Raw genomic sequence first — 10,487 nt, 5'->3', positions numbered from 1 at the left:
ATTCGCCATTCAGAAATGCTTTCATTGCATGCTGAAGCATCTACTGTTATTATACGAAGTTGGCATCTGTTTTTCAAGTGAGAATGGGAAACTTTTTATCTTTTTGGTATAATGAAGGCAGTGAAAGGAAGCGATGATGGATTATACGAAGGAAGAAAAAGAACGTTTTATGCGAGAAGCCTTGAAAGAGGCCCATATCGCCCTGAAGTTGGAAGAAATTCCTATCGGCTGTGTGATTGTGAAAGATGGGGAAATTATAGGTCGTGGGCATAATGCACGTGAAGAATTGCAGCGAGCAGTTATGCATGCAGAAATTATGGCGATTGAGGAGGCAAATAGCCAGACTTCAAGCTGGAGGCTGCTAGATGCGACTTTGTTTGTCACTATTGAACCCTGTGTTATGTGTAGTGGAGCGATTGGGCTTGCTCGAATTCCGCAGGTCGTGTTTGGAGCGACCAATCAAAAATTTGGGGCAGCAGGAAGCTTGTATGATATTTTGACAGATGAGCGGCTTAACCACCGTGTAGCGGTTGAAAGTGGAATTCTCGAAGAAGAATGCGCCCAGATGATGCAGGAATTTTTCAGAAATCGACGGAAAAAATGACTTTTCATGTGCAAAATGAAGAAAATGTGGTATAATAGTCTCTGGAGCAACAGCTTTGCGTGAAGCGGGTCAGGGGAGGAATCCAGCAGCCCTAAGCGATGTAAGCTGTGTGCTCTTTTTTCTTTATCTTTAAAAAGCCTATGAAATCAATATTTTCAAGGCTTTTTTTCTTATTCAAAATTACTTTTGGGGCATTTTTGGGGCAAAAGTTTAAAACTTTAAATCATTGAGTTTTTGTATGAGTTCATCTCCCATTTTTTTAGTGACGTGAGAGTATATCTCTAATGTTGTTTTGGAATCTGAATGCCCTACTCTATCCATGATAGCAGGGAGCGGAATTCCTAATTCTGCTAATAGAGAGATGTGAGAATGCCTGAATATATGCGTTGTGATATTTTTTTCAATTCCTATTTTTTGACCATGTCTTTTTAAGGCTCCGATGACTCGCTCGGGGTTGATTGGTTGCCCTTTCGTATTGATAAAGATGAAATCTGTATCAAAGCCATTTTCTATATTGGTGATTAGTTGCTGTTGAATGATGTTTAATACCTTGGTAGGTGCAGCAATCACTCTATCTGATTTGACTGTTTTAGGTGTCGTTCGTTCTTTATCTCTGAAATTATAATTGTGTTGGATGTATATGGTTTGATGTTCAAAGTCAATATCGGTTTCTGGATTTAAGGCAGCTAATTCTCCATAACGCATGCCTGTCATAAATAATACTTGGGCAATTTTGGCATACTTTGCAACCCGATAATCACGGATACTCTCTTCTTCTAAATGTTTCATTAACAACTCAAACTCTGTTTGATCCAGATATTTCCTTTTTGATTTTTGAATCATTTCTGTTGTCAATACTTTTTTAGGCATTTCAACAGATAGCATCTCATTTCTATCAATATAATTCATCCTCACGGCAAATGCCATGATTTGTTTTAACTTAGATTTGACTTTGCTAGTAAAGTTATGTGAGCGACCTTCGTTCAGTAGGTTATTGATTATACTTTGTAAAAACCGTCTGTCTATGTTTTTGACTAGATAATCCCCTGGTATGTTGTCAAGAATGACTTTTTCAATATTGTTTGTTGAATAAATGGTGGAGTTCTTGACACTTTGAGACCATCCAAGCTTAAATTCTTTGTATAGAGTTTCAAAGTTTATATCTGAGTGATTAGGTTTTATTTGTAATTTTTGATTGATTTTTTCTTGTAGCAATCTTGCGGCTTGATTCTGTGCTTGCGGTGTCTTTTTCTCCATGAGCACGGATACTTTTTTCCATTTTCCTGTATAGGGATCTTTATATCGTTCAAAAAAGTTAAATTTTCCGCTCCTATGTTCTTCTATCCACATTGCATTTTTCCTCATTTCTTGATAAAATGGGTATAGTAAAAGGGGCTTTTTAATGCCTATTTACTATCATTTTTTCTCCTCACACTCAACGTTTGGCGATGGCGAGTGTGGGGAGTTTTTTATTTAATTCTTTACAGGGAATTTTTTGTGTGTTATAATGTATTTAAAGAATAACTCGTGAAGGATTAACGCTGGGTCCCAGAAAGGGGTAGGTACTTTGTACTGAGCATTCCTATGTGCCTGGGGTTTTCTTTTTTATTTTGATTTTTTAAGGCTCTCAACGAAGTTTTGAGGGTCTTTTTTGATCTCGGATACAATAAAATCAACAAATTGCTGAGAGTAGGTGTAAGATTCTAGTTTGCCAATTTTGTGGCAGTAAGCCCACTTTTCGTCTTGCTTGATACTGTAAAAGTCAATAACTAGATTTAGCACATATTGGTTGAATCCATTTTTGTAACCAAGCTTTATATTATCCTTGTTCAATTTATCGGTCACTACGGAAATAATATTTCCGTATGAATATTTGTGAGTTTCTGAAGGATCTTTTAAGTCTTTGACAATGGCGACCCCAGATGGAGAGTTACGCTGTATTGAAACTACGAAATCAGCTTCGTCTTTCTTCTTAGTCAGATAGAGATTTTGCCTAATTCCAATAGCGAATTTGTCCGAATTATATTGCTCAGAGAGTACATCTATTTCATTAGCTTGTTGGATAAATTTTTCAGCAATTTCTGGTGGATATTTTACCCTAATTTGTTCGTTTGTTAGAGGCTCATAGCTTGCAGAAATCGTCAGAAAGTTGTGAGCGATATACTTAGTAATATCCACAGAGTGGAATCTCTTAATCTCATTGACGAAATTTATAACACAGGCTTGAAATAGCGGAGCATATTTCAATTCATAATCTTCTGTGATATAGTGTGTACTGATATTTCTTAATTCGATAATCCGCTCAAGATTCAGACGAATGCGTGTATTTTCATCGGAGTAAATTTTCTTTAAAACGTTATCAAGGCTTAGCGTCCTATCGGGATTATCTTTGAAGTAGATAGACTTTCCACGATTTAGATACTCAGCTTTCAGCATCAATTCCCATGCGTTACAGATAAAAAAGCTGAACCCTTCAATCCTATAACGTATAGTGGGTTTATTGTAGATTTCTAGGCCTATGATAAACGCTTCAACACTCTTATCCACTAGTTGTTTTGATAGATTTTTCATTGTTTTTCCTCTATTATTCCCTATAAACCGCTCTGTCTCATCTCTCCATCGGCTGGAAGCTACCGATGACTTTTCCAATGATGCGTGGTTCTTCTTCCCATGCTGCGAATTTGTCGGCATATTTTTTATTGAGAGAGACAAGGCGGAGACCGTCTTTTTCTTTATAGACTTTCTTGATATAGGATTGTCCGTCCCAGTCAACGAGATAGACAGCACCGTCATAGTCATAGCCGCCATCTCGGATAAGGGCTACTTCGCCGTTGAGATAGGTCGGCTCCATGCTGTCGCCCCAAATCCATGTGGCGAAGTCGTGGGGGATCTCCTCGTCAAAATAGGCGATGTCGTAGTTTCTATCTCCTGTGTAGCCGTAGCCGTTTCCTGCGGCTGCTTTTTCATAGACGCGGTATTCAAAGAGGGGTTCGTTAATCTCTAAAGATGGTTGCTCTTCCTTTTCTTGCTCCTCTAATTGCTCCGTAGCGTAGCCTAGTACGTTTTCTTGGCGTTCGGGGTGTAATTGTACCACCTTGTCATTTATCGCCTGTACGGTGCCATTTTTTGCGTCTGGTGAGGTGGCAAATATTTCAGGCTTAATTCCTAACGCAGCACATATCTTAAATATTGTTTCTGCTTTTGCATTCATAATACCACGTTCAAGAATAGAACGCATTGTTGTATAAGGAATTTCATTTTCTAAAGCAAATGCACGGACACTATTATAACGGTACTCAATCATTCTTTTTAGTTCAATTTCGTTCATATTCTCAACCTCTTTTTTCTCATTATATCATACGAAAAATCGTATGTAAAACAAAAAAACATAATTTTTTTAAAAAAAAGTATTGACAATGTACGAAAATTCGTATATAATAATTACATAAGGTTGAGGGAGGTGATAACTTGCGATACCGAAAACCTTACAAGACGGAAATTCACATCCATCTTGAAAAAGAAAAAAGCTCCTACAAAAAGGAGCTAGGAGTAGCAGTCGCTACAGCGATCATCACAAAGCTAATCGATTGGCTACTCGGTTAAGAGACGGGGCGAAAGCCCCATCGCTTAACTATCATTATAGCATAGAAAGGAGATAGAGACAATGAAAAACAAAAAAGATGACATTCTTTACTGGGTGATTATTCTTTTAATTGCTACAGGTGCTGCCACTATTGTTAATATCATCTGGAAATTGCTAGGTCTTTAGTTTTTAGGTATCATCAAAAATAATTGACAATATCATTCGTATGTGGGATAATATAGGGGAAGATGAAATCGCACTAAGATTAGTGCTACACAAAGCCCCTAGACTGTTCCAGCAATCTAGGGGCTTTTGTTGTGGGTTAGAAGACACTAACCGTGATTACTTGCCGAAGTGGTCGTCTAACCAGCGAGCCACCAACCAGCTGACGATGGCGTCAACGATTGCGGTAAGTAAAAATATGATGAAATCGCACATAAGCGGTACCTCCTTTTCTAAGGCGATATCGTTAGTGCCAACTGTATTATACCACATTTGAAAAAGAAAGGAGTGAGGTTTTTTGTTAAATATTGAAAGAGTTCGTCAGGAAAAAAATGTAACTTTGGTAGATATGGCAGATTTTTTGGGCGTGAAATATCAGACTATCAGAGATAAAATCGACGGAAAATCAGATTTTAAATTTGGAGAAGCGTTAGCTATACAGACTAGATTTTTTCCTGAATACGATATGGTCTTTCTGTTTTCTGAGGGAAGTATTTCAGGATAAAAAAATTTAATTATATATACGAAAATTCGTACAAAAACAGCTTATTCACCAAGGAGGAAAATATGGATTTAGAATTACCATTCAAGGAATAGCTGACGCAAAAGCATTTGGTCAAATAAAGGTCAAACTTTATACAATACTTGTATAAAATCTCTTGACATTCTTCAAGAGATTTAACACCTAAGGGTAGAAAGGAGTAGACTATGAAGTTTATACACGTTCAGTTGTCACCGCCTCTAAAAGAGCGACTAGAAGAGCGATGCAAGCGTTTGGGCTTGTCCATGTCGGCTTTTGTTCGCTTGGCGGTGGTGGAGAAGTTAGAGAGGGAGTAGGAAAGGAGAGAGGCTGAATGAATGCGAAACTGAAAATACGTTATGAGTTTATCGTTAAGTCCGAGGATGAGGCTATTGACATCAAAAATAAAATCATCGCCAATACGCTTAGCGATGAAGATGTTCAAATTCGATTTCGCCACGCCAAAGCATTTTGATATTATCAAGACGTGGGGTGGGGAAATGATAGCTATTTCATATCCCGAATGAGGGCAGCAGTTGATTGACGGATAGCACTTGCTACATCGTCACTATTGCTAGTATCTGGGACTATATAGGTCAATGTATTGAAAGCATCGGCATCTAGTCTAAAAGAGGCTTTGTAATCGTTATTGTGTTGGTCATGATATTTGATGTGAAGCGTCGCTATACCGTGATACCCTCTTTCAATCGTTGAGGTTATTGACTGACCTGGGGCAATCATATTTCCAACTAATGATTGAAATTTGAGTTTTTGATGGACGGTGTCAAGTTCACCAAGTACTTCAATTTTATCGATATAGGCCGGAGAGTTTCCGAAATTTTTGAAAACATAGACTCGATAATCGCTTTTTATAGCATAGACATCTATAAAGACATTGATATAAGGCTTTGCCATATCCTCAGTAGCTTTTTTAGTTTGTCTCAAGGATATGACGTTAAAAACGAATCCTATTAAAGCGATAGCTACGGTGATGTATAGAGTCCAGATTTGGACGTTATCATTTGTTATATTTGGCATATTATTCTCCAGTCATTTTATTTTTCATTATATCATACAAGTAGAAAAAAGGAGTATTGATCATGAAGTTTATACACGTTCAGTTGTCACCGCCCCTAAAAGAGCGACTAGAAGAGCGATGCAAGCGTTTGGGCTTGTCCATGTCGGCTTTTGTTCGCTTGGCGGTGGTGGAGAAGTTAGAGAGGGAGTAGAAAGGAGCAGCATGGAAAATAACTTGGTGGGTAAATATCTTGAAATTTCTGGCAAAATCGCTGGTCGTATTGAGCTAGAAAGTGAAAAAGAACTGCTTGTTCGACGAGCCATATTTTTTGATGATTATGGAGGTTTGTGCGAACAAGCAGTCTATATTGATAAAAAAGTGTTGGATAATTATTGGGTTAAGGTAATAGAATTATCTATTATTCCTGAAACCATCAATAGCGTTGACAGCACTGATCTGGTTCGGAAATGCTTGAATATGTAAATTAACAGTATCATGACCGTGAACATATTCAACACATTTCACTAAATAATGTTCTGATTTAGGGTCTGATGACCTTGCAATGACAGAGCCTATAGAGGGAATAGTAGGCAATATCATTGGAACAGGTTCTGTATGCCCCTCAATCACAATATGACAAGTAATCATAGCTTATCCTCCTTTCAATAGGATAAGCCAATTATAGCAAAAAAGCCCCCAGTTTTAGAACGCTTGAAACAACATAGTTCTAAAACACTGACGGCAATCAGTAGGAGGGGACTTACAAAAATTAACTACTTAAATTATATCACAAGAAAGGAGAAAAGGCTATGGAATTATTCAGTGTGGACTGGCAAGCAGAGGTGAAACGTTTGATTGTTGAAACTGTGACTAAAATTGTGACCAGAGCCTTGGAGAATGGCAAATTTAACAAGAGTTTTGAGCTTGAGGCTATGTGTGATAAGAATTTGGCTTTGAAGTTTGATTTGACGGAGCGTCAGGTCGGAGATATTCGTCGTTTGATGGATAATTTGCCCGGGTGGACAGAATATGTCTATGGTACAAGTACAGATATTGAGGGCTTTAGAAAGTTTTTGAAATATCGAAAAACTTTAGATGGTAAGCGAGAAATCAAGAAAAAGATAAAAATGAAGAGAGGAGCATAAGGCATGAGAGACATGCAATATATCTTTCCATAAAAATAGCGATAAAAATTATACAACTATCAATAATGATTTGATTGATGATCCTGGGTTGGATGCTAGAGCTTTGGGAATCATGCTCGTCATTTTACGCAATAAGTCGACTTGGAAAATTTATCCGCCTGAAATTGCAAAGAGGGCGGGATTATCAAGGACTACGGTTGACAAGTATTTTAAGCAGTTAGAGGAGCTTGGCTATATTCGTACGGTGACGATAGGTCGGGGCTATAAAAAGGGGAAAGAGACTTTCAGATTTGCTGCTGATTTTAAGATAACAGATTGGTATTTTAAAGATTACATTTTACCAAAACTGGAGGAGTATGTGCCTTCTCAAGTTGTGGATAAGTCTGTGGAAAACTTAAAATAAAATTCAAATCTCAAAAATTCAGATTTGAAAAAAATCATTTTTGAAAAATTCAAATGTGAAAAATTCAGATTTAAAAAATTCAAATGTGAAAAACTGTCCACTAATAAATACTAACTTAATAATAAATACTAATTTATAAATAATAACTAACTGAATAATAAAGACTAACAAATACAATAATCTCCTTATCCTAGACTAAATAATATAGGGGTAGTGGGGTTATCCACAAGGAGAAATCAAAAAGAAAGCATGAGGACTGGTGATGAAAAAATACAGTCGAGAAGATTTGGTTTGGCAGAGAGCGAGCCAAGCTGAGAAAGAGGAGTTATTGAATCTAGGGCTGACGAATAGACCTAAGTACATCTACTTGGTGAAAAAGCTTGGTAGAAAGTATGTGGCATGAGGTGAGCGATGGCAGAATTAACAATTTACAGGAAGTTGCTTAATATTCAACGTGATTTGAAAGCTCCCAAAGGTCAGTACAACAATTTTGGTAAGTATAGTTATCGTAATGCCGAGGACATTATGGAGGCGTTAAAGCCATTACTTGTTGAGAATAATGCAATCACCTATATCGAGGATGATAGCATAGAGTACGTTGGACAGCGGTATTATCTTGTAGCAACTATCTCATTTGTTGATGTTGAGACCGGTGAAAAAATCACTGTCAAGGCTAGGGCAAGAGAAGAAGAAATCAAAAAAGGGATGGATGGCTCACAGATAACAGGAGCAGCATCTAGTTATGCTAGGAAATACGCCTTAAATGGTCTTTTCTTGATTGACGATACCAAAGATGCAGATAGCAATGAGTATCACCAACAAAACAATCAAAAGCAAGGACAAAAACAACAAGCCCAGCAATCAAAACCTAATCAACAGCCTCAAAATAATCAGCAACCAAACAACCAACAGGGGCAATTTATTGACAATATCCAATATCAGACGATTTTCCGAACAGTCGAGTCTATCGCAAAGGCCAAGGGAATTCCTGTTGATCAAATAGCTAACTTTGTTTTGAGTAAATACAAGATTACAGATTTTCATCAAGTTACAGCAGCAGGCTATGAGGTTGTCTTGGGATATTTGAAAACACAGCTAAAAATAGCACAGGCAAAATAAGGAGAACAGAAATGAAAGATGTAACAAATTCAACACTAACAGAAATTCAGGTAGAATTCACACCAGCGGTCATCAACGTTGATTATGCTAGCGTGGAAAAGCAACTTGCAGCAATCGTTGCACAGTACACTGATTATGAGGTGACAGCCTCAACTTATAAAATTGATTATGATGAGCGTACACGGCTTAACAAGCTAAAACAAGCACTAGAGGCACGTCGAAAAGAAATTAAATCAAATATCAATAACCCTTATGCAGAATTTGAAAAGTGGTATAAGAAAACTTTGAAACCTCTTGATGAGGTTATTGAGACTATCACAGCAGGACTAAATGCAGTTGATGAGCATGAGCGATTGATGCGTGTGGATGTTGTCCGTGCCACATTTGAAGATAAGTGTATGGTAGCAGGTCTTGAAAAATCCACCTTTGAAAACAAGTACGAGGAGTACAGTCTTAAAAAGCATTTCAAGACAGGTAAATTTGAACTCAAGAAAACAGTACTTGATGAAATGGACGCTCTGGTGCTTGCTGAATTTGAAGCATTGGAGCAATTCAAAGCTAATAAGCAGGTTATCGAGGAACAAGCTCAAGAGTACGATTTACCAGCAGAGGGCTATATCAGACATTTTGAGGATGGGAAGTCACTGGTTGATGTCCTAAAACTAATGAAATCAGACCGTGATGCCATCGCTTTACGCAAAGAGCAACAAGAGGCGAGGGCTAAAGCAGAGGCAGAGCGTAAAGCAGAAATTGAACGTATGGCACAGGAACAAGCAAATGCCAACATTAAAGCAATTGATGCTGAGACAGGGGAAATCATCGAAAACAGCCCATCAGAGCTTGAGAGTGGGTGGCAGGGGGCAGACAGACCTCAGACCCAAAACACAGCCCCAGAAGTGGCAGAATTTGTACCTAGCGAGCCAGTAACAGTCACAATGGTACTAACTTTGCACGGTGGCAAACCACAACTAGATGAGCTTAAAGAGTATCTTGAGGATAATTTTATTAGTTTTGAGACTTTGGGAGATTTGTAATGGCATGGAATGAAATCAAAGACCGACAAGGAAAAATGGTGGATGGTGTGTTTGTGAAAAAGGAGGATTTAGGAAATGAATAAGAGAACACGAAAAAAGTACAGTCATCTAAATGTGTTGGGGTTAACCGGTTTTCAATTGAAACATGGGACTATCCATGAAATCAAAAAAGGGAATTCCTGGTATAGGAAAAGTTCAAAGCCGACTAGAAAATATTATCTTGATGGTAGAAAATTCAAAACAAAGAAAAAGGCAAGATGCCATACCCTTGTACGGTTAGAAGATAGATTAATAATGCATAATTATCAAAAATTTCTTAGTCAAGGAGGATTTGGTAAATGCTAAATAATGTTGTTTTAGTGGGGCGACTTACAAAAGATGCTGAACTGAGATACACGCCCTCAAATGTGGCTGTTGCCACCTTTACTCTTGCAGTTAATCGCCCTTTTAAAAATGAAGCTGGCGAGCGTGAGGCTGATTTTATCAATTGTGTTATCTGGCGACAAGCGGCGGAAAATCTTGCAAACTGGGCTAAGAAAGGCTCATTGATTGGCATTACAGGCAGTATCCAGACACGCAACTATGAAAATCAACAAGGGCAGCGCGTGTATGTGACAGAGGTTCTTGCTAGTCATTTCCAATTATTGGAAAGCAGACATCAACAAAATCAAGGACAACAGCAGGGAAATTATGATAATCAAGGTGGCAATTTCCAAAGCGGAAACAATCAAGGCTATAATCCATCAATGAATACAAATCCGCAACAAGGGTCATTTTTCCAAGGACAAACCACAAATCCTATGGATATTTCAGATGATGATTTGCCGTTTTAAGATAGG

At 37.9% G+C, this 10,487-nt stretch carries 17 protein-coding genes, 1 other RNA gene and 1 pseudogene; 15 read left to right on the top strand and 4 right to left on the bottom strand.

What is annotated here, in order from left to right:
* Positions 1–133 precede the first annotated feature (133 nt).
* Both tadA and ffs read left to right on the top strand, forming a co-directional pair.
* Entirely contained in the window at positions 134–604 is a 471-nt protein-coding gene (gene tadA / locus BFM96_RS01460) for a tRNA adenosine(34) deaminase TadA (protein ID WP_145939699.1), read from the top strand.
* Between the two features lie 33 nt (positions 605–637).
* An RNA gene (ffs, locus tag BFM96_RS01455) (signal recognition particle sRNA small type) lies at positions 638–735 on the top strand.
* Positions 736–814: 79 nt separating this feature from the next.
* Here ffs and BFM96_RS10745 read toward each other — a convergent pair.
* The 3 genes from BFM96_RS10745 to BFM96_RS01440 all read right to left on the bottom strand — a co-directional run bounded on the left by BFM96_RS10745 (position 815) and on the right by BFM96_RS01440 (position 3,932).
* Positions 815–1,954, bottom strand: coding sequence for a tyrosine-type recombinase/integrase (locus BFM96_RS10745; RefSeq protein WP_083201722.1), 1,140 nt, complete (start codon positions 1,952–1,954; stop codon positions 815–817).
* 255 nt (positions 1,955–2,209) lie between these two features.
* Positions 2,210–3,175 carry a DUF3644 domain-containing protein gene (locus BFM96_RS01445; protein ID WP_068989420.1) on the bottom strand — a complete coding sequence of 322 codons (966 nt, stop codon included), beginning with the start codon at positions 3,173–3,175 and terminating at the stop codon, positions 2,210–2,212.
* Positions 3,176–3,212: 37 nt separating this feature from the next.
* Positions 3,213–3,932 carry a LexA family transcriptional regulator gene (locus BFM96_RS01440; protein ID WP_068989418.1) on the bottom strand — a complete coding sequence of 240 codons (720 nt, stop codon included), beginning with the start codon at positions 3,930–3,932 and terminating at the stop codon, positions 3,213–3,215.
* Between the two features lie 826 nt (positions 3,933–4,758).
* Between BFM96_RS01440 and BFM96_RS01435 the strand changes: the two genes are divergently transcribed.
* The 3 genes from BFM96_RS01435 to BFM96_RS11185 all read left to right on the top strand — a co-directional run bounded on the left by BFM96_RS01435 (position 4,759) and on the right by BFM96_RS11185 (position 5,404).
* Positions 4,759–4,914, top strand: coding sequence for a DNA-binding protein (locus tag BFM96_RS01435; RefSeq protein ID WP_068994103.1), 156 nt, complete (start codon positions 4,759–4,761; stop codon positions 4,912–4,914).
* Positions 4,915–5,117: 203 nt separating this feature from the next.
* Entirely contained in the window at positions 5,118–5,246 is a 129-nt protein-coding gene (locus BFM96_RS10740; protein WP_082815638.1) for a ribbon-helix-helix domain-containing protein, read from the top strand.
* 17 nt (positions 5,247–5,263) lie between these two features.
* A complete protein-coding gene (locus BFM96_RS11185; protein ID WP_188595262.1) occupies positions 5,264–5,404 on the top strand; it encodes a hypothetical protein in 141 nt (46 codons plus the stop codon).
* A 32-nt stretch (positions 5,405–5,436) separates the two neighbouring features.
* On the opposite strand, the gene BFM96_RS01430 is transcribed toward BFM96_RS11185, so the two are convergent.
* The gene (locus BFM96_RS01430) at positions 5,437–5,967 is read right to left on the bottom strand and encodes a hypothetical protein (RefSeq protein WP_068989415.1); all 531 of its coding nucleotides are present in this window, start codon (positions 5,965–5,967) and stop codon (positions 5,437–5,439) included.
* 62 nt (positions 5,968–6,029) lie between these two features.
* Between BFM96_RS01430 and BFM96_RS10735 the strand changes: the two genes are divergently transcribed.
* The 10 genes and pseudogenes from BFM96_RS10735 (at position 6,030) to ssb (ending at position 10,481) form a co-directional block, all read left to right on the top strand.
* Positions 6,030–6,158 (top strand): ribbon-helix-helix domain-containing protein, encoded by a 129-nt coding sequence (locus BFM96_RS10735; RefSeq protein WP_082815638.1) that lies wholly within the window; start codon positions 6,030–6,032, stop codon positions 6,156–6,158.
* 11 nt (positions 6,159–6,169) lie between these two features.
* The gene (locus BFM96_RS01425) at positions 6,170–6,430 is read left to right on the top strand and encodes a hypothetical protein (RefSeq protein WP_068994100.1); all 261 of its coding nucleotides are present in this window, start codon (positions 6,170–6,172) and stop codon (positions 6,428–6,430) included.
* 326 nt (positions 6,431–6,756) lie between these two features.
* Complete coding sequence (locus tag BFM96_RS01420) at positions 6,757–7,092, top strand: hypothetical protein (RefSeq protein ID WP_068989413.1); 336 nt, start codon at positions 6,757–6,759, stop codon at positions 7,090–7,092.
* A gap of 112 nt (positions 7,093–7,204) precedes the next feature.
* Positions 7,205–7,495 (top strand): HTH domain-containing protein, encoded by a 291-nt coding sequence (locus tag BFM96_RS01415; RefSeq protein ID WP_068989411.1) that lies wholly within the window; start codon positions 7,205–7,207, stop codon positions 7,493–7,495.
* 262 nt (positions 7,496–7,757) lie between these two features.
* Entirely contained in the window at positions 7,758–7,898 is a 141-nt protein-coding gene (locus BFM96_RS11180) for a hypothetical protein (protein WP_188595261.1), read from the top strand.
* An 8-nt stretch (positions 7,899–7,906) separates the two neighbouring features.
* Positions 7,907–8,614 carry an ERF family protein gene (locus tag BFM96_RS01410; protein WP_068989409.1) on the top strand — a complete coding sequence of 236 codons (708 nt, stop codon included), beginning with the start codon at positions 7,907–7,909 and terminating at the stop codon, positions 8,612–8,614.
* A gap of 11 nt (positions 8,615–8,625) precedes the next feature.
* On the top strand, positions 8,626–9,648 hold the full coding sequence (locus BFM96_RS01405) for a DUF1351 domain-containing protein (RefSeq protein WP_068989406.1): 1,023 nt from the start codon (positions 8,626–8,628) through the stop codon (positions 9,646–9,648).
* A pseudogene (locus tag BFM96_RS11300) lies at positions 9,642–9,731 on the top strand (MazG-like family protein); the annotation flags it as partial. The gene BFM96_RS01405 and the pseudogene BFM96_RS11300, both read left to right, overlap by 7 nt.
* Positions 9,724–9,993 (top strand): hypothetical protein, encoded by a 270-nt coding sequence (locus BFM96_RS01400; protein WP_068989403.1) that lies wholly within the window; start codon positions 9,724–9,726, stop codon positions 9,991–9,993. The pseudogene BFM96_RS11300 and the gene BFM96_RS01400, both read left to right, overlap by 8 nt.
* Complete coding sequence (gene ssb, locus BFM96_RS01395; RefSeq protein ID WP_068989400.1) at positions 9,987–10,481, top strand: single-stranded DNA-binding protein; 495 nt, start codon at positions 9,987–9,989, stop codon at positions 10,479–10,481. The genes BFM96_RS01400 and ssb overlap by 7 nt, the downstream gene beginning before the upstream one ends.
* Positions 10,482–10,487 lie beyond the last annotated feature (6 nt).

The organism is Streptococcus himalayensis, from assembly GCF_001708305.1.
GTDB classification, from domain to species: Bacteria; Bacillota; Bacilli; order Lactobacillales; family Streptococcaceae; genus Streptococcus; species Streptococcus himalayensis.
This window is presented reverse-complemented; position numbering and strand designations above follow the sequence as displayed.

What these genes read in the sequence shown, in the direction of transcription:
- BFM96_RS01430 (WP_068989415.1), bottom strand. Translation starts at nt 5,967, where the DNA reads ATGCCAAATATAACAAATGATAACGTCCAAATCTGGACTCTATACATC.
- BFM96_RS10745 (WP_083201722.1), bottom strand. Translation starts at nt 1,954, where the DNA reads ATGTGGATAGAAGAACATAGGAGCGGAAAATTTAACTTTTTTGAACGA.
- BFM96_RS10735 (WP_082815638.1), top strand. Translation starts at nt 6,030, where the DNA reads ATGAAGTTTATACACGTTCAGTTGTCACCGCCCCTAAAAGAGCGACTA.
- BFM96_RS01415 (WP_068989411.1), top strand. Translation starts at nt 7,205, where the DNA reads ATGCTCGTCATTTTACGCAATAAGTCGACTTGGAAAATTTATCCGCCT.
- tadA (WP_145939699.1), top strand. Translation starts at nt 134, where the DNA reads ATGATGGATTATACGAAGGAAGAAAAAGAACGTTTTATGCGAGAAGCC.
- BFM96_RS11180 (WP_188595261.1), top strand. Translation starts at nt 7,758, where the DNA reads ATGAAAAAATACAGTCGAGAAGATTTGGTTTGGCAGAGAGCGAGCCAA.
- BFM96_RS11185 (WP_188595262.1), top strand. Translation starts at nt 5,264, where the DNA reads ATGAATGCGAAACTGAAAATACGTTATGAGTTTATCGTTAAGTCCGAG.
- BFM96_RS01440 (WP_068989418.1), bottom strand. Translation starts at nt 3,932, where the DNA reads ATGAACGAAATTGAACTAAAAAGAATGATTGAGTACCGTTATAATAGT.
- BFM96_RS01400 (WP_068989403.1), top strand. Translation starts at nt 9,724, where the DNA reads ATGAATAAGAGAACACGAAAAAAGTACAGTCATCTAAATGTGTTGGGG.
- BFM96_RS01425 (WP_068994100.1), top strand. Translation starts at nt 6,170, where the DNA reads ATGGAAAATAACTTGGTGGGTAAATATCTTGAAATTTCTGGCAAAATC.
- BFM96_RS01420 (WP_068989413.1), top strand. Translation starts at nt 6,757, where the DNA reads ATGGAATTATTCAGTGTGGACTGGCAAGCAGAGGTGAAACGTTTGATT.
- BFM96_RS10740 (WP_082815638.1), top strand. Translation starts at nt 5,118, where the DNA reads ATGAAGTTTATACACGTTCAGTTGTCACCGCCTCTAAAAGAGCGACTA.
- BFM96_RS01405 (WP_068989406.1), top strand. Translation starts at nt 8,626, where the DNA reads ATGAAAGATGTAACAAATTCAACACTAACAGAAATTCAGGTAGAATTC.
- ssb (WP_068989400.1), top strand. Translation starts at nt 9,987, where the DNA reads ATGCTAAATAATGTTGTTTTAGTGGGGCGACTTACAAAAGATGCTGAA.
- BFM96_RS01445 (WP_068989420.1), bottom strand. Translation starts at nt 3,175, where the DNA reads ATGAAAAATCTATCAAAACAACTAGTGGATAAGAGTGTTGAAGCGTTT.
- BFM96_RS01435 (WP_068994103.1), top strand. Translation starts at nt 4,759, where the DNA reads ATGGCAGATTTTTTGGGCGTGAAATATCAGACTATCAGAGATAAAATC.
- BFM96_RS01410 (WP_068989409.1), top strand. Translation starts at nt 7,907, where the DNA reads ATGGCAGAATTAACAATTTACAGGAAGTTGCTTAATATTCAACGTGAT.